General features: G+C 72.0%; 14 protein-coding genes. 9 read left to right on the forward strand and 5 right to left on the reverse strand.

Going from position 1 to position 15,921, the window contains the following annotated elements; all coding sequences use genetic code 11:
- Positions 1-3 precede the first annotated feature (3 nt).
- From ABT324_RS07810 to ABT324_RS07820, 3 genes are read left to right on the forward strand one after another with little or no spacing between them, the layout of a single operon-like run.
- Positions 4-1,041, forward strand: a complete 1,038-nt coding sequence (locus tag ABT324_RS07810) for an ABC transporter permease (RefSeq protein WP_502949711.1) — start codon at positions 4-6, stop codon at positions 1,039-1,041.
- On the forward strand, positions 1,038-1,934 hold the full coding sequence (locus ABT324_RS07815; RefSeq protein WP_351173407.1) for an ABC transporter permease: 897 nt from the start codon (positions 1,038-1,040) through the stop codon (positions 1,932-1,934). The genes ABT324_RS07810 and ABT324_RS07815 overlap by 4 nt, the downstream gene beginning before the upstream one ends.
- Complete coding sequence (locus ABT324_RS07820) at positions 1,931-3,514, forward strand: ABC transporter ATP-binding protein (RefSeq protein WP_351173410.1); 1,584 nt, start codon at positions 1,931-1,933, stop codon at positions 3,512-3,514. Before ABT324_RS07815 ends, ABT324_RS07820 begins: the two co-directional genes overlap by 4 nt.
- Before the next feature lie 4 nt (positions 3,515-3,518).
- Here ABT324_RS07820 and ABT324_RS07825 read toward each other — a convergent pair whose 3' ends face one another.
- Both ABT324_RS07825 and ABT324_RS07830 read right to left on the reverse strand, forming a co-directional pair.
- Positions 3,519-4,148, reverse strand: coding sequence for a nucleoside/nucleotide kinase family protein (locus ABT324_RS07825; RefSeq protein WP_351173413.1), 630 nt, complete (start codon positions 4,146-4,148; stop codon positions 3,519-3,521).
- A 34-nt stretch (positions 4,149-4,182) separates the two neighbouring features.
- Positions 4,183-5,040 carry an alpha/beta fold hydrolase gene (locus ABT324_RS07830; RefSeq protein ID WP_351173416.1) on the reverse strand — a complete coding sequence of 286 codons (858 nt, stop codon included), beginning with the start codon at positions 5,038-5,040 and terminating at the stop codon, positions 4,183-4,185.
- Positions 5,041-5,114: 74 nt separating this feature from the next.
- Here ABT324_RS07830 and ABT324_RS07835 point away from each other — a divergent pair, with 74 nt between their 5' ends.
- A complete protein-coding gene (locus ABT324_RS07835) occupies positions 5,115-5,684 on the forward strand; it encodes a CGNR zinc finger domain-containing protein (RefSeq protein WP_351173419.1) in 570 nt (189 codons plus the stop codon).
- A gap of 57 nt (positions 5,685-5,741) precedes the next feature.
- Here the strand turns inward: ABT324_RS07835 and ABT324_RS07840 are convergent, their stop codons facing one another.
- Positions 5,742-6,674, reverse strand: a complete 933-nt coding sequence (locus ABT324_RS07840; protein WP_351173422.1) for a S66 peptidase family protein — start codon at positions 6,672-6,674, stop codon at positions 5,742-5,744.
- Between the two features lie 209 nt (positions 6,675-6,883).
- Between ABT324_RS07840 and ABT324_RS07845 the strand changes: the two genes are divergently transcribed.
- From ABT324_RS07845 to ABT324_RS07855, 3 genes are all read left to right on the forward strand, one after another.
- Positions 6,884-7,450 carry a DUF3090 domain-containing protein gene (locus ABT324_RS07845; RefSeq protein ID WP_351173425.1) on the forward strand — a complete coding sequence of 189 codons (567 nt, stop codon included), beginning with the start codon at positions 6,884-6,886 and terminating at the stop codon, positions 7,448-7,450.
- 6 nt (positions 7,451-7,456) lie between these two features.
- Positions 7,457-8,251, forward strand: a complete 795-nt coding sequence (locus ABT324_RS07850) for an SCO1664 family protein (RefSeq protein WP_351173428.1) — start codon at positions 7,457-7,459, stop codon at positions 8,249-8,251.
- Positions 8,252-8,529: 278 nt separating this feature from the next.
- Complete coding sequence (locus ABT324_RS07855; RefSeq protein WP_351173431.1) at positions 8,530-9,474, forward strand: MBL fold metallo-hydrolase; 945 nt, start codon at positions 8,530-8,532, stop codon at positions 9,472-9,474.
- A gap of 251 nt (positions 9,475-9,725) precedes the next feature.
- Here ABT324_RS07855 and ABT324_RS07860 read toward each other — a convergent pair whose 3' ends face one another.
- The gene (locus tag ABT324_RS07860; RefSeq protein WP_351173700.1) at positions 9,726-10,964 is read right to left on the reverse strand and encodes a serine hydrolase domain-containing protein; all 1,239 of its coding nucleotides are present in this window, start codon (positions 10,962-10,964) and stop codon (positions 9,726-9,728) included.
- 124 nt (positions 10,965-11,088) lie between these two features.
- On the opposite strand from ABT324_RS07860, the gene ABT324_RS07865 reads away from it, so the two are divergent.
- Together ABT324_RS07865 and ABT324_RS07870 are read left to right on the forward strand one after the other, a co-directional pair.
- Positions 11,089-12,489, forward strand: coding sequence for an ATP-binding protein (locus tag ABT324_RS07865; RefSeq protein ID WP_351173434.1), 1,401 nt, complete (start codon positions 11,089-11,091; stop codon positions 12,487-12,489).
- Positions 12,489-14,441 (forward strand): vWA domain-containing protein, encoded by a 1,953-nt coding sequence (locus tag ABT324_RS07870; RefSeq protein ID WP_351173437.1) that lies wholly within the window; start codon positions 12,489-12,491, stop codon positions 14,439-14,441. The genes ABT324_RS07865 and ABT324_RS07870 overlap by 1 nt, the downstream gene beginning before the upstream one ends.
- A gap of 6 nt (positions 14,442-14,447) precedes the next feature.
- Here the strand turns inward: ABT324_RS07870 and ABT324_RS07875 are convergent, their stop codons facing one another.
- Positions 14,448-15,680 (reverse strand): VanZ family protein, encoded by a 1,233-nt coding sequence (locus tag ABT324_RS07875; protein ID WP_351173440.1) that lies wholly within the window; start codon positions 15,678-15,680, stop codon positions 14,448-14,450.
- Positions 15,681-15,921 lie beyond the last annotated feature (241 nt).

The following is a 15,921-nucleotide window of genomic DNA, read 5'->3' on the forward strand; positions in this document are numbered from 1 at the left end:
ACCGTGTCCGATCTGCTCGCCACCGTCCCGGACCAGGCGCCGTCCCGCGGCAGCCGCCGCCGGTTCGCCCGCTTCCTCGGCGGCAAGGTCGGCGGTGGGCTGGTCAGCCTGTTCCTGGTGGCGGTGCTGGGGTTCTTCCTGTTCCGGGTGATCCCGGGCGACCCGGTGCGCACCATGACCCGCGGGGCGCCGGTCAGCGAGCAGCAGATCCAGGTGCTGCGCGAGCGGTTCGGCCTGGACCAGCCGCTGTGGAAGCAGTTCCTGGACTTCCTCGGCAACCTGCTGCGCGGTGACCTCGGTACCTCCTACACCTACAGCCGCCCGGTCGGGGACCTGATCCTCGAGCGGATCGGGCCGACCGTGCTGCTGGTGGGCACCGCGACCGCGCTGGCCGTGGTGCTGGGGCTGTGGATGGGCTCCCGCGCGGCGTGGCGGCACGGCAGCGCGTTCGACAAGACCTCCACCTCGGTGGCGCTGACGCTGTGGTCGGTGCCGACGTTCTGGCTCGGGCTGATCGTGCTGATGGCCTTCGGCGTCGGGGTCGGTCCGATCCCGGGGCTGTTCCCGGTCGGCGGGATCTCCTCCCCGGACACCCCGCCGGAGTTCCTGCCGCAGCTGCTCGACGTGGCCCACCACCTGGTGCTGCCCGCGCTGACCATGGTCGCGGTGATCTACGCCGAGTACCTGATGGTGATGCGGTCCTCGCTGCTGGAGGAGATGGGCGAGGACTACCTGACCACCGCCCGGGCCAAGGGGCTGCGCGAGGACCTGGTGCGCCGCCGCCACGCGGTGCCCAACGCGATGCTGCCGACCGTCACGCTGATCTTCCTGCGGTTGGGCCTGGTGGTCGGCGGGGCGATCACGGTGGAGACGGTGTTCTCCTGGCCCGGGCTGGGGCTGCTGACCTTCGAGGCGCTGCGGGTGCCGGACCTGCCGCTGCTGCAGGGGATCTTCATCGTGCTGGCGGGGAGTGTGGTGGTGATGAACGTGCTGGCCGAGCTGCTCTACCGGGTGCTGGACCCCCGGGTGCGGGAATCATGACGGCCACCGCGGGACAGATCGTCCGGGCCCGCCGCCGGGCGCGGCTGGGTGAGGCGTGGCGCGTGTTCCGGGCCGACCGGACCGGGCTGGTCGGCCTGGTGGCGCTGGGCGTCGTCGTGGTGCTGGCCGTGCTGGCGCCGCTGCTGACCGACGCCAGCGGGCTGGACGTCACGCGGGCGACCGGTGAGCCGCTGCAGGCGCCCAGCGGTGATTACTGGCTCGGCACCGACGAATCCGGCCGTTCCGTGCTGTTGCTGACCTGGTGGGGCGCGCGGGTGTCGCTGGTCGTCGGGTTGGCCGCGGCGCTGCTGTCGGTGCTCATCGGTGCCCTGGTCGGGGTGCTCGCGGCGCACTTCGGCGGCTGGACCTCGCGGGTCCTGCTGCGGTTCACCGACTTCTTCCTGGTGCTGCCCGCCATGGTGCTGGCCATCGCGCTGTCCACGGTGCTCGAGCGCGGGCTGTGGACCATCGTGCTGGCGATCGGGGTGACCTCCTGGCCGCCCACCGCGCGCATGGTGCGGGCGCAGACGCTGACCATCGAGACCCGGCCCTACATCGAGCGGGCGCGGGCGTTGGGCGCCGGACACGGGCACATCATCGGCAAGCACGTGCTGCCCGCCGTGGTGCCGCTGGTGTTCGCCAACACCACGCTGGCGGTGGCCAGCTCGATCATCACCGAGTCCACGCTGTCGTTCCTGGGGCTCGGCGACCCGAGCCTGGTGTCGTGGGGCTCGATGCTGAAGTCGGCGATGGACACCGGCGCGGTCACCGGCGGCGCCTGGTGGTACCTGCTGCCGCCGGGCCTGGGGATCGTGGTGGTGGTGCTCGCCTTCACACTGTGCGGGCGGGCGTTGGAGACGGTGTTCAACCCGAGGCTTCGGGGGCAGCGGTGAGTCCGATCCTGGAACTGCGCGACGTGTCGGTGACCTACCGGGGCGGTGGGGGAGCCGCGGTGCGGGGCGTGAGCCTGAGCCTCGACGAAGGCGAAACCCTCGGGCTGGCCGGGGAATCCGGCTGCGGGAAGACGACCCTGGCGATGTCGGTGCTGCGGCTGCTGCCGAAGTCGGCGCGCATCGAGGGGCAGGTCCTGCTCGACGGCGAGGACGTCCGCGAGATGACCTTCGGGCAGCTGCGCGCAGTGCGCTGGGCGAGCGCGTCGGTGGTGTTCCAGGGCGCGATGCACGCGCTGAACCCGGTGCGCACGATCGGCGAGCAGATCGCCGAGCCGATGCGGCTGCACGGCCGCGGCGGCGAGGACCTGTCCGCGCGGGTCGCGGAACTGCTGGCGCAGGTGGAACTCCCCGCCGACCGAGCCAACGCCTACCCGCACGAGCTCTCCGGCGGGCAGAAGCAGCGCGTCATGATCGCGATGGCGCTGGCGTGCGAACCGCGGCTGGTGATCGCCGACGAGCCCACCACCGCGCTGGACGTCGTGGTGCAGGCGCAGGTCCTGGAGCTGATGCGCCGGTTGGTCGCGGAGCGCGGCATCGCGCTGGTGATGATCAGCCACGACCTGTCCGTGCTGTCGGCCAGCTGCGCGCAGCTGGCGGTGATGTACCAGGGGCGCGTGGTGGAGCAGGGCCCGTCCCGGCAGGTGATGACCCGGCCGCAGCACGAGCACAGCAGGGCGCTGGCCGATGCGTTCCCCACCGTCGGAGACCCGGAGTTCCGGCTCACCGAGAGCGCCTCGCGGGGACCCGCGCTGCTGGCCGCGGAAGACGTCGCGGTCGACTTCTCCGGGCGTTCCGGGCAGGTCGTGCACGCGGTGCGCGGGGTGGACCTGGCGGTGGAGGAGCAGGAGATCGTCGCGCTGGTCGGGCAGTCCGGCTCCGGCAAGACGACGCTGGCGCGCACCCTGCTGGGCCTGCAGCAGCCGACCAGAGGAGCGGTCCGCTACGACGGGGTGCCGCTGCCGACCAGCGCCGCCGGGTTGCGCGAGTACCGGCGGCAGGTGCAGCTGGTCCTGCAGGACCCGACCGGGGCGCTCAACCCGCGGCACACCGTGTACGAGGCGGTGGCCGAAGGCCTGCGCATCCACGGCATCACCGACGACGAACGCGGTCGGGTGGCGGCGGCGCTGGAAGCCGCGGAGCTGCGGCCCGCGGAGGAGTTCTTCGGCCGCCTGCCGCAGGAGCTCTCGGGCGGTCAGCGGCAGCGCGTGGTGATCGCGGGCGCGTTGGTGCTGGAGCCGAAGGTGCTGGTCGCCGACGAGCCGGTGGCGTCGCTGGACGCGACCGTGCGCGGCGAGATCCTGTCGCTGCTGCTGCGCCTGCGGGTGGAGCGGGGCCTGTCGACGCTGGTGATCACCCACGACCTGGGCCTGGCGTGGAACATCGCGGACCGGGTGGCGGTGATGTACCGCGGCGAGCTGGTGGAGGTGGGGCCGGTGGAGCAGGTCCTGCTGGACCCCCAGCACGACTACACCAGGACCCTGCTGGCCGCGGTCCCCTCCGTCGAGCGCCGGGTGGCGTAGGGGGTCACTCCAGGCTGTCGACGACGGCGGGGCGGCCCGGGCGGTCCGCGCGGACTACGCAGTCGGCGAGGTGGTGCGGGCAGACCTCTTCGGCGTAGCGGTGGAAGGCCGGGAGCGTCCAGCGGTCCGGTTCCGGGGTGCGGCGGTGCAGGGCCGCTCCGGGGAGCCAGAGGTGGACGGTGAAGTCGAACGGCAAGCCCGCGCCGAGCAGCAGCGGACCGTCCACGATGGCCACCGCGCGCTCCGGCAGCTGCACGCGCGGCAGCCGGGGTGAGCGGTCGGCCTCGGCGTCCCAGAGCGCGGGGAGGACCTGGCCGCCGCCGCTGTCGGCCAGCGGGTCGAGGACTTCGCGGGTCAGACCGCGCAGGTCGTACCAGCTCTCGTAGTACGAATCAGGGTCGTGGTGGCCGTGTTCCAGGCGCAGCGACGCCGGGCGCAGGTAGTCGGCCATGCGGACCCGGACGACCTCGCGGCCGCGGGCGCGCAGCGGTTCCACCAGGGTGTCGGCGAAGTCGCCGGTGTCGGCGGCCGGGGCGCCGTCCACCGCGATCCGCGCCCAGCGGCCGGGGAGCGCCTCGATGCGGTCGACCAGCTCCACCGCCAGCAGCTCGGGTGTGACGGGTCGGACTCGCATGTGCCCCCTCCCGGATCGCCTACGACGCTACCAACTACGTCGTGGGGGCCAGGAATTCCCGCAGGTGCGCCAGGACCTGCTCCGGGCGCTCCTCGGGCAGGAAGTGCCCGCAGTCGGCGATCTCTGCGCAGGAGACGTCCTCGGCGTACTCGCGCCAGATGTCGCGCATCGGCAGCTTCGCGGGCAGGCCCGCGGAACCCCACAGCGCGAGCACCGGCATGGTCAGCTTGCGGCCCGCCGCGGCGTCGGCGTCGTCGTGCTCGCTGTCGAGCGGGAACGATGCGCGGTAGTCGTCGAAACCGGCGCGCAGCGCCCCCGGTGCGGAGAACGCGCGGACGTACTCGTCAATCGCCGCGGGCTCCAGGCCGTGCCGGTTGACCGTCCAGCGCTCGAAGAAGTACCCGAGGTAGCCCGCGACATCCCTGCCCGCCAGGAGTTCCGGCAGGTCCGGCTGCAGGTGGAACAGCCAGTGCCAGTAGGCCGTGCCCGCCTCGGCGTCCATCCGCCGCCACATCTCGCGGGTCGGCACGATGTCCAGCACCGCCAGCCGCTCGACCTGGTCCGGGCGGTCCAGGCCCCAGCGGTGCGCCACCCGCGCGCCGCGGTCGTGGCCGACCACGCTGACCGACTCGAAGCCCAGCGAGGCCACCAGCTCGGCGACGTCGGAGGCCATCGTGCGCTTGTCGTAGCCCTCGCGTGGCTTGTCGGTCCGGCCGTAGCCGCGCAGGTCCGGGGCGAGCACGGTGTGCGTGCGGGCCAGCTCCGGGATGAGCTCGCGCCAGCAGTGGCTGGTCTGCGGCCAGCCGTGCAGCAGCACCAACCCGGGCCCGCTGCCCGCTCTCGTGTAGTGCATGCGCAGGCCGTTGACCTGGGCGACTTCCTGGGTCGGCATCGACCTCTCCGTTCTAACTGCCTAAGGGGGTTAGGCACTATGATGCTAGGGCGGGAGCAGCGGGAAGGGCAAGGATGGGCGACTGGGTGCGCGACGGCGGTCGGCTCTGCCTCGACCTCGTCAACACGCTGCGCGACCGCTACCGCGGCGGCCGCGAGCTGCTGGTGTCCCCGGACCTGCTGGCCGACTGGCTGCGCGAGGTCGGGCTCCTCGCCAGCAGCCAGCCCGCGGAAGCGCACGTGGCGAGCGCGGTGCAGCTGCGGGAGGCGGTCGACCGGGCGGTGCGGGCCCGCGCGGAGGGGTCGGTCATCACCGAGCACGATGTGGAGCTGATCAACGAAGTGGCCCGTGGGGAGAACCGCGAGGCGGTGCAGCTGCGCGTGGGCCGGGGCGGGTCCGTCGCGGCGGTGCGCCCGGAACCGCGCGACCTGGTGCGGGCGGCGCTGGCGGCGGTGGCCGTCGACGCGATCGAGCTGCTGGCCACCGAGCCGTTCCCGCGCGTGGCGATCTGCGCGTTCGACCGCTGCGGGCTCCGCTTCCTGGACACCTCACCGGCCCGCAACCGGCAGTGGTGCTCCATGACCCGCTGCGGCAACCGGGCCAAGGCCCGCCAGCACTACGCCCGGCGCAAAGCTGGGGCTTGAGGGCCGGTCCCACGTGATTTCCATGGGAATCAGTCCGAGTTCCCTTGGAACCGCGGGTCAGAGCAGGGCCGGTTGCAGGATGGACAGGCGTTGGGCGTCGGTGTCCAGCTCAGCGGCGACGCCGAGCGGGATGGTGCGCTGCGCGGTGCAGTGGCCGAAGCCGAGCTCCCACAGGACCGGCACGCCCAGTCCACCCAGCAGGTCCGACATCACCGCCCGGACCTCCTCCAGTGGGCCGCACTCGGTCCACGAGCCCAGCGCGATGCCCACGGCGTGGTCGAACCAGCCCGCGCGCAGCAGCTGCGTGACGAACCGGTCCAGCTGGTAGGGGGATTCGGTGATGTCCTCCAGCAGCGCGATGCCGCGCTCCGGCGGGGTGGGCGCGTCGGGAGCGCCCAGCGACGCCGCGACGAGGCTGAGGTTGCCGCCGTAGGTGGTGCCGCGGGCCCGCCCGCGCACGAGGGCGTCCGCGGTGGAGCGGGTCAGGATGGTGACCGACTCGGGTTGGAACAGGGTGCGGCGCAGGTGCTCCCGCGCCGCCGGGTCCGCTGCGAACGCCTCCGTGGCGACCATCGGCCCGAACACCGTGACCAGGCCGAGCTGGGTGGCGAACGCGTCGTGCAGGGCGGTGATGTCGCTGGAACCGGTGAACACCTTCGGCCTGGCTCCGGCCATCTCCGTCCAGTCCAGGTGGTCCAGGACGCGCATGCTGCCGTACCCGCCGCGGGCGCAGAGCACCGCGGTCACCTCCGGGTCGCACCACGCCTCCTGCAGGTCGGCGGCCCGGTCGGCGTCGGTGCCCGCCAGGTAGTCCAGCCGCGGGTGGCGGTCGCGCACGTGCTTGCCGACGCGCACCTGCAGGCCCCAGGCGCGCAGGTGGGCCAGCCCGGCGTCGAGCAGGTCCTCGGGCACCGGCCCGGCCGGGGCGACCACGGCCACCGTGTCACCGCTGCGCAGCCTCGGCGGGCGGCGTAGTTCGCGCATGCTCATGGCGTGCTCCATCCCGCGATCTTGACCACTGCCGCGAGAGTATCGGGACCGGGCCCGCACCGCCGCAGTTCGCCAACGGCGAACATCGGTGAAACTGGTGGTCGGCGCGCAGGTCCGGCGGGTAGACCGGCACGTGGGGCGGCGTTGATGAACAAAACCGGGGCCAGCCGCGCACCGCGTGCGCGCGGTGGCCTAATGTCGGAGGGGTCATGGCTCGTGTCATCCACGTCTTCCGTCAACCTGACCGATTCGTCGCCGGAACGGTCGGGGAACCCGGTGAGCGCACTTTCTACCTGCAGGCGTCCGAGGACGTCCGCACGGTAAGCGTGCAGCTCGAGAAGCAGCAGGTGTCGGTGCTGGCCGAACGCATCGGCGCGCTGCTGGAGGAGGTGCAGCGGCGCTTCCACGCCGACCTGCCCAACCAGGTCCCGGACGAGCTCGTCGACACCGAACCGCTGCAGGTGCCCGTCGACGAGGAGTTCCGAGTCGGGACCATGGGGCTGGGCTGGGACGCCGAGACCGAGGCGGTGGTGGTCGAGCTGCTCGCCGTCACCGACGAGGAGCTCGACGAGTCGGTGGTGCTCGACGACACCGAGGAGGGCCCCGACGCGCTGCGGGTCTTCCTCAGCCCCGCGCACGCGCGGGCGTTCGCCGAGCGCGCCGAGCGCGTCATCAACGCCGGTCGCAAGCCGTGCCCGCTGTGCGCCGAACCGCTCGACCCCAGTGGCCACATCTGCCCGCGCCAGAACGGCTACCGCCGTTCGGAAGAGGACTGACGAGCGGTGCGCGCCGGTGGTCCGGCGGTCCACGAACTGCTCCAGCACGGTCAGCTGGACGTGCAGGGGCGGCTGGTGGAGGCGTCGAACGCGACGCTGTTCTGCGGGATCGAGATCGACGGCGTGGCCGCCGAGTGCGTCTACAAGCCGGTGCGCGGGGAACGGCCGCTGTGGGACTTCCCGGATGGGACGCTGGCCGGTCGCGAGGTCGGTTCCTACCTGGTCGCCGAGGCCACCGGCTGGGATCTGGTCCCGCCCACGGTGCTGCGCGACGGTCCGTTCGGGCCGGGCATGGTGCAGCTGTGGGTGGACGTCGAGGAGGACTCCGAGCTGGTCGACATCGTCGCCCCGGGCGAGGTGCCGGACGGCTGGTTGCCGGTGCTGCGCGCCCAGGACCACCGCGGTGATCCTGTCGTGCTGGCGCACGCCGACCACGAGCAACTGCGGCGGTTGGCCGTGCTCGACGTCGTGATCAACAACGCCGACCGGAAGGGTGGACACATCCTGCACGCCCCGGATGGCCGGGTGCTGGGGGTGGACCACGGCGTCAGCCTGAACACCGACGACAAGCTGCGCACCGTGCTGTGGGGCTGGATCGGCCAGCCGCTGCCGGAGGACGCCGTCGACCGGCTCTCCGAGCTGCGCGCCCTGCTGGAGGGTGACCTGGCGGTGCGGTTGGCCGAGCACATCACGGCGAAGGAGGTCCAGGCGATCAGCGCCCGGATCGAGCGCCTGCTGGGGTCCGGGGTGTTCCCGGCCCCCTCCGGCGAGTGGCCCGCGATCCCCTGGCCCGCCTTCTGACCCCTCGCACCGTCGTCGGCCCCGACCCGCGGCGCCGTGCTCCGGTGGATCACAGTTTCAATTGAAACTGTGGTCGAACGGCGTGTCGGGACCCCGACACGCCGACGTGCGTCGGGCTCTGGTCCGATTTCCATGGAAAGCAGACCTCCGAATTCCCATGGAAATCGCGCGTCCACCAGCGGTCGGGTGTGCCGGGCGCCTCTCGCGGTTCCCAGCGGAGCTGTGATCTCCGGAAGCTGCGGGTGCGGTGCTCGGGGCGCGCAGGGCAATCTGGGGTGGTGCGAAACCAGTACCAGCCGGTGACCATCCAGTCCTCCTACGCCGATCGCCTGCACGCCCCACTGCCCAACTTCCGGGACGTGATGCGGTTGATGTGGACCGGCGGGTTCCGGGGGCGGGTCGAGGACGCCGACCGGATCCCGGTGCTGCGCAGCGGCTTGACCCCGGTGACCGCGCAGGACACCGCGCTGAGCTGGGTCGGGCACGCGACGTACGTGCTCCGGATGGGCGGTGCCACGGTGCTCACCGACCCGGTGTGGTCGGCGCGGATCCCCGGCGTGCCGCGGCGGTTGACCCCGCCCGGCGTGGCGTTCAGCGAGCTGCCACCGATCGACGCCGTGGTGATCAGCCACAACCACTACGACCACCTGGACGCCCCGACGGTCCAGCGGCTGCCGCGCTCGACGCCGGTGCTGGTGCCCGCCGGCCTGGGCGGCTGGTTTCGGCGCCGCGGCTTCACCGAGGTCGTCGAGCTTGACTGGTGGCAGTCCGCGGAGGTGGCCGGGTTGACCTTCGACTTCGCCCCGGCCCGGCACTGGAGCCGCCGCGGGCCCCGCGACACCTGCCGGAGCCTGTGGGGCAGCTGGGTGATCACCGGGCCGCGGCACCGCGTCTACCACGCCGGGGACACCGGTTACGGCCCGCACTTCGCCGAGATCGCGCAGCGGTACCCGGGCATCGACGTGGCGATGGTGCCGATCGGCGCGTACGACCCGCGCTGGTTCATGAAGCCGGTGCACATGAACCCGGAGGAGGCCGTCCAGGCGGTCGAGGACCTGGGTGCGGCGCACGCCGCGACGATGCACTGGGGCACCTTCGTGCTGACCCGCGAGCCGGTGGTGGAGCCGCTGACCCGGGTCCGCAAGGCCTGGCGCGAAGCGGGCCGCGACCCGGAGCAGCTCTGGGACCTCGCGGTCGGCGAATCCCGCACCCTGACCACCTGAAGCCCACGAGACACCGACACGCCGTCAACCCGCAGTTTCAATTGAAACTGCGATTCCCCGTGGCTGAGAACCGCAGTTTCAATTGAAACTGCGAACTGGTGGTGCCGCAGCCGCGAGGCCACACCCAAACGTCGATGGGGTGTCGCATGCGCCGCAGGCGCATATCCCACCCTGGCAACCGGAACCGCCGCTGAGGTTCCGCTACCGGCACCGCTACGCAGGATGAGGATGGAACCACCAACACGGAAACGTCAGTCCACGAGGGCTTGGTAGACGAGCTGGTGGAGCTGGGAGCGGATCGGGTGGGTGCTGGAGGGCATCAGCTGGGTCAGGAACAGGACCGTCAGGTCCTCGGCCGGGTCGACCCAGAACACCGTGCTGGCCAGGCCGCCCCAGGCGAACTCGCCCGTCGAGCCGGGCACCTTGCCCGCCACGGGATCCTCCAGCACCGAGAAGCCCAGGCCGAAGCCCTTGCCCGCGTTGGCCACCTCGGAGAACGCGCCGAGCGCGAAGTTCTCCAGGTCGGTCCCGCCAGGCAGGTGGTTGCGGGTCATGTAGTCGACCGTCCTGCTGCCCAGCAGCCGGACGCCGTCCAGCTCGCCGCGGCGCAGCAGCATCTGGGTGAACCGGTGGTAGTCGTGCGCCGAGGAGAACAGCCCCCCGCCGCCGGAGAGCGCCTTGGGCAGCTCGAACGCCGCTGCGAAGGCCTCGTCGTGGCGGGGGTGGCGCCGGGCCCGGCCCTGCGGGTCGGCCACGTACAGGGTGGCCAGCCGGTCGGCGTCGGCGCGGTCCACCGCGAACCCGGTGTCGGTCATGCCCAGCGGTTCGAAGATGCGGCTGCGGAAGAACTCGTCGAGGGTCTGCCCGGAGGCCACCTCGACGATCCGGCCGAGCACGTCGGTGGCCACCGAGTAGTTCCAGGCGGTGCCGGGGTCGAACAGCAGCGGCAGCGACGCCCACTCGTCGCAGCAGGCGGCCAGGTCCAGGTCCGCGGCCATGCCGTGCTCGAAACCGGCGCGCCGGTAGAGCTCGTCCACCGGGTGCAGGTAGTGGAACGCGTAGGTGAGTCCCGAGGTGTGGGTCAGCAGGTGCCAGATCCGCATCTCCTCGCCCGCCGGGCGGGTCTGCGGGGCGCGGGCGGTGCCGCCGGTGTAGACCCGCAGGTCGGCGAAGGACGGGATGAAGTCGCTGACCGGGTCGGTGAGCTCGAAGGCGCCTTCCTCGTGCAGCATCATGATCGCCGTCGAGGTGATCGGCTTGGTCATCGAGTAGATCCGGAACAGCGTGTCCGGCCGCACCGGGGCGCTGCTCTCGACGTCGCGCATGCCGTGGGTGGCCAGGTGCGCGATCTTGCCGCCGCGGGCGACCAGGGCCAGCCAACCGGGCAGCTTGCCCGCCTCGACGTACTGGGCGAAGTGCCGGTCGATGCGCCGCAGCCGGGCCGCGTCGAAGCCGACTTCGCCGGGGTCCACCTTGATCTCCACCGGGATCCCTCCTCGCGCTCATCGGGTACGTCGTGTTTCTACACGTGGCGGGTACCAGCCAGCTGCGTGGGATGCGAAAACCTTTCTGCTATTCCGGCGTGCGTCGGTCCAGCCGGGTAGCGTCAGGAGGGTGACGAACCCGACCCCACCTCCTGGCCTGCCCCGCACCGCAGGGGAGCTGCGGGCCAGCGGCCACGCCCCGCGCAGCGTGAAGGCAGAGCTGCGCGCGAACCTGCTGACCGCGCTGCGCTCCGGCCGCGTGCTGTGGCCCGGCATCGTCGGCTTCGACCAGACCGTGCTGCCGCAGCTGGAGCGCGCCCTGATCGCCGGGCACGACCTGGTGCTGCTCGGCGAGCGCGGCCAGGGCAAGACCCGGCTGCTGCGCGGTCTGGTCGAACTCCTGGACGAGTGGACCCCGGTCATCGACGGCTCGGAGCTCGGCGAGCACCCGCTGCAACCGATCACCCCGGCCTCCCGGCGGCGGGCCGCCGAGCTCGGCGACGAGCTGCCGGTGGCCTGGCGGCACCGCAGCGAGCGCTACGCGGAGAAGCTGGCCACCCCGGACACCTCGGTCGGCGATCTGGTCGGCGACGTCGACCCGGTCAAGGTCGCCGAGGGCCGGTCGCTGGGCGACCCGGAGACCATCCACTTCGGACTCGTGCCCCGCGCGCACCGCGGCATCGTGACCATCAACGAGCTGCCGGACCTGGCCGAGCGGATCCAGGTCGCGCTGCTGAACGTGATGGAGGAACGCGACATCCAGATCCGCGGCTACAGCCTGCGGCTGCCGCTGGACGTGCTGGTGGTCGCCACCGCCAACCCCGAGGACTACACCAACCGTGGCCGGATCATCACCCCGCTGAAGGACCGCTTCGGCGCCGAGATCCGCACCCACTACCCGCTGGACGTCGACGACGAGGTGGCCCTGGTGCGCCAGGAGGCGGACCTGCCCGCCGAGGTCGGCGACCACCTGCTGGAGGTGCTGGCCCGGTTCGTCGGCCACCTGCGCGAATCCCCCGCGGTGGACCAGCGCTCCGGGGTGTCGGCGCGGTTCGCCATCGCCGCCGCCGAGACCGTCTCGGCCGCCGCACTGCACCGCGCCGCGGTGACCGGCGAGCACCCGGCGGTGGCGCGGCCGGTAGACCTGGCCGCGGTGCCCCCGGTGCTGCGCGGCAAGATCGAGTTCGAGGCCGGTGAGGAGGGGCGCGAGGACGAGCTGCTCGGCTACCTGCTGCGCCGCTCGGTGGCCGACACCGCGCGCACCCTGTTCGCCGGGCTGGACCTGCAGTCGCTGGCCCAGGCCGTGGCCGACGGCCACCCGGTGGCCACCGGGGAGCGGGTGTCCGGGCAGGACGTGCTGACCGCGCTGCCGGAGCTGCCGGTGCTGCACCAGGTCGCCGAGCGGCTCGAGGTGCGGGCCGGTGATCCGCCCGGGCGCATCGCCAGCGCGGTGGAGCTGGCGCTGGAGTCGCTGTTCCTGGCCAAGAAGCTGGGCAAGGACGCCGAGGACGACAGGTCGGTGTACAGCTGATGTCCCGGCGGTTCCGGTACGACGCGTGGCACGGCGGGACCGACCCGCTGGAGCCACCGGTGGACCTGCGCGCCGCATTGGACCAGCTCGGTCGCGACGTCATGGAGGGCGCTTCGCCGCGCTCGGCGCTGGAGGAGCTGCTGCGCACCGGAACCCGCGATGTCGCGGGCCTGGACGAGCTCAGCCGCCGGTTGTGGCAGCGGCGCAGCGAGCTGCAGCGGCGCCACCGCCTGGACGGCACGATCAGCGAGGTGCGGCGGCTGCTGGAGCGGGCGCTGGAGCAGGAGCGGCTCGCGCTCGCCGCCGACACCAGCGAGGACGCGCGGTTCCGCGAGCTGCAGCTGGGCGCGCTGCCACCGGACGTGGCCGGGCAGGTCAACGAGCTGGCCACCTACGACTGGCGCTCCCCGGAGGCGCGGGAGGCCTTCGAGGAGATCCAGCAGGTGCTGGGTTCGGAGGTCCTCGAGCAGCGCTTCCAGGGCATGAAGCAGGCGATGCAGCAGGTCGGGCCCGAGGACGTCGAGCGGGTGCGGGAGATGCTCGACGACCTGTCGGCGCTGCTGGCCGCGCACGCCCGCGGCGATGCCGACGTGCCGGAGAAGTTCGATCAGTTCATGGCGCGGCACGGCGAGTTCTTCCCGGAGGACCCGCGCACCGTCGACGAGCTGATCGACGCGCTCGCGGCGCGGTCTGCTGCTGCGCAGCGCCTGCTGAACTCGATGAGCGCGCAGCAGCGCGACGAGCTGCTGGCGCTGTCCCAGCAGGCCTTCGGCGACCCGCGCATCGCGCAGGCGTTGCAGCGCCTGGACCAGCAGTTGGAGCAGTTGCGGCCAGGCGAGGACTGGGCCGGGCGGGCGCGGTTCCGCGGCGACCAGCCGATGGGGCTGGCGGAGGCGACCGCGGCGATGGCCGAGCTCGGCGAGATGGACCGGTTGGCCGAGCAGCTGGGGCAGTCCTACCCCGGGGCGAGCCTGGCCGACATCGACCTGGAGGCACTGGAGCGGCAGCTGGGCCCGCAGGCCGTCGTCGACGCGCAGCGGTTGTCGGAGATCGAACGGCAGCTGCGCCGCCAGGGCATGCTGCAACGCGCGCCCGATGGGAGCCTGCGGCTGAGCCCGCGCGCGATGCGGCGACTCGGCGAGACCGCGCTGCGCTCGGTGATCTCGCAGTTGCGCTCGCGGCGTGGGGAGCGCGACACCGACCGCGCCGGGGCGGCGGGGGAGCTCACCGGCACCACGCGGCCGTGGAGCTACGGCGACTCCGAGCCGTGGGACGCCTCCCGGACGGTGCGCAACGCGATGCTGCGCCGCGCGGCTGGCGGTGCCGACTCGCCGCTGCTGGACATCTCGGACCTGGAGGTCGCCGAGACCGAGCAGCGCTCGCGGGCGGCCGTGGTGCTGTGCGTGGACACGTCGTGGTCGATGGTGCAGGACGGGCGCTGGGTGCCGATGAAGCGCACCGCCCTGGCGTTGCACCACCTGGTGGCCACCCGGTTCCGCTCCGATGCGCTGCAGCTGGTCACCTTCGGCCGCTACGCCTCCACTGTGGACATCGGTGGGCTCGCCGCGCTGGAGGGGGTGTGGGAGCAGGGCACCAACCTGCACCACGCGCTGCTGCTGGCCGGTCGTCACCTGCGCCGCCACCCGGACGCCAAGCCGGTGGTGCTGGTGGTCACCGACGGTGAGCCGACCGCCCACCTGGAACCCGACGGCGAAGCCGTCTTCCAGTACCCGCCTGATCCGCGAACACCCGCCGTCACGCTGTCCGAAGTGGACGCCCTGGCCCGGCTGGGCACCACGCTGAGCGTCTTCATGCTGGGCGAGGACCCGAGGCTGGAGGCGTTCGTCGACCTGCTGGCCCGCCGCGGTGGCGGCCGAGTACTGGCCCCCTCCGCCGACGGTCTGGGCGCCGCAGTCGTCGGCGACTACCTCCGCACCAAGCGTCGCCGCTGAACCGGGTCACCCGGTCGCGGCGGTTTCCTCCTCCGTGGGGGCCCGCCGAGCGCGCTTGTGCGGCAGGGCCTTGTTGTGGACCCCGGAGAGCAGCTCGTGGACGCCGTAGTGCTTGGGGTGGCGGTAGAGGGCCGCCCAGAAGATCACCATCAGCGCGACGACCGCCGCGACCACCAGGAAGCCGAGTAGCAGGACCTTCGGCAGCGAGATGACTGCCTTGACCAGCCGCTCCGGTTCGTTGAGCAGCGCCTCGACACCGCTGGACAGGGCCGCTCCCGGCAGGCTCACGGCCGCCAGCGCGCCCATCATCATCAGCAGCATGACGGGCATCAGCGCGAGCCCGAGCGCCACCGCCCGGACCAGCAGTCGCCACGGGGCGGGCCGCCCCTCGTCCGGGCCAACCAGGTTCAGCAGCAGCAGCTTCTTGCCGGGTGTGCCACCGAAGGCAGAGGGCAGCAGGACGAAGTACACCACCAGCGTCAGCAGCAGCGCGAGGAACAGGCTGTTGCCGACGAACAGCGCGGACACCAGCCCGCAGACCAGCGTCGCGAACGGCAGGACGCACAGGTCCACCAGCAGCGCCACCAGCCGCCGCCCCAGCGGCACCGGTCGCTTCGCCAACGCCTCGTCGTCGATGGAGTCCAACGTGGGCAGCACGCGGGTCACCGGCCCGGCGAGCCACCAGCCCAGCATCGCACCGCAGGTGTTGGTGATCAGGTCGTCCACATCGGCCAGTCGGTACGGGCACTCGTACAGGCCCCAGACGCCGGTGTACTGGGTGAGTTCGAAGAACAGCGAGACGCCCAGGCCGATCGCGGCGGTGGTGGGGAAGTTGCGGTTGAAGTGGTAGCGCAGGTACATGCCCAGCGGCACGAGCAGCGCCACGTTCAGCGCCATCTGCCACACCGCGGGGTTGTGCAGGACGAGGGTGCCGAAGCTGACCTCGCCGCCCGCTTCCTTCCAGATGTCGCCGAAGGTGTTGCCGGGTGTCAGCGCCGGGTGCGCCATCTGCGGGTACTTCGCGCACACGTCGACCGCTCGCGAGGGCAGCGGGATCAGCGTCATGAAGAACGCGGTCAACGAGTAGAACAGGAAGCTGTAGAACGACAACGTTCGCCAGCTCGACATGACGCCGTGCCTGCGGTAGGTGACCACGGCGGCGGGGAGGAACAGCACCAGCGCGAGCAACGGGAAGATGAGCGCTGCTGTCTTGATGGGCAGCAGGTGAACGCTTGACACGGCGCCCCACTATACGTATGCCCTTTCGAGCACCCACTGCGTCCCATCGGCCCCGCTCACGCTGCTGCGGTCCCCTGTCGTGCGGTTTTACAGTTTCAACTGAAACTGTAAATACCCGGCGTGTCGTGGCGCCGACACGCCGACGACATGCCTTGGTCGGGTGACCCCCGACGCGATTTCATTGGGAACAAGGCGTCTGATCCCCCTTGGAATCGCGTCACCCCGAGGTCGGATGTCACCA

It is taken from the genome of Saccharopolyspora sp. NPDC000359 (genome assembly GCF_040300525.1).
Classification (GTDB): domain Bacteria; phylum Actinomycetota; class Actinomycetes; order Mycobacteriales; family Pseudonocardiaceae; genus Saccharopolyspora.

Excerpts from the sequence above, each read along its gene's own strand:
- ABT324_RS07815 (WP_351173407.1), top strand. The coding sequence starts at position 1,038 with ATGACGGCCACCGCGGGACAGATCGTCCGGGCCCGCCGCCGGGCGCGG.
- ABT324_RS07825 (WP_351173413.1), bottom strand. The coding sequence starts at position 4,148 with ATGCGAGTCCGACCCGTCACACCCGAGCTGCTGGCGGTGGAGCTGGTC.
- ABT324_RS07830 (WP_351173416.1), bottom strand. The coding sequence starts at position 5,040 with ATGCCGACCCAGGAAGTCGCCCAGGTCAACGGCCTGCGCATGCACTAC.
- ABT324_RS07835 (WP_351173419.1), top strand. The coding sequence starts at position 5,115 with ATGGGCGACTGGGTGCGCGACGGCGGTCGGCTCTGCCTCGACCTCGTC.
- ABT324_RS07840 (WP_351173422.1), bottom strand. The coding sequence starts at position 6,674 with ATGAGCATGCGCGAACTACGCCGCCCGCCGAGGCTGCGCAGCGGTGAC.
- ABT324_RS07845 (WP_351173425.1), top strand. The coding sequence starts at position 6,884 with ATGGCTCGTGTCATCCACGTCTTCCGTCAACCTGACCGATTCGTCGCC.
- ABT324_RS07870 (WP_351173437.1), top strand. The coding sequence starts at position 12,489 with ATGTCCCGGCGGTTCCGGTACGACGCGTGGCACGGCGGGACCGACCCG.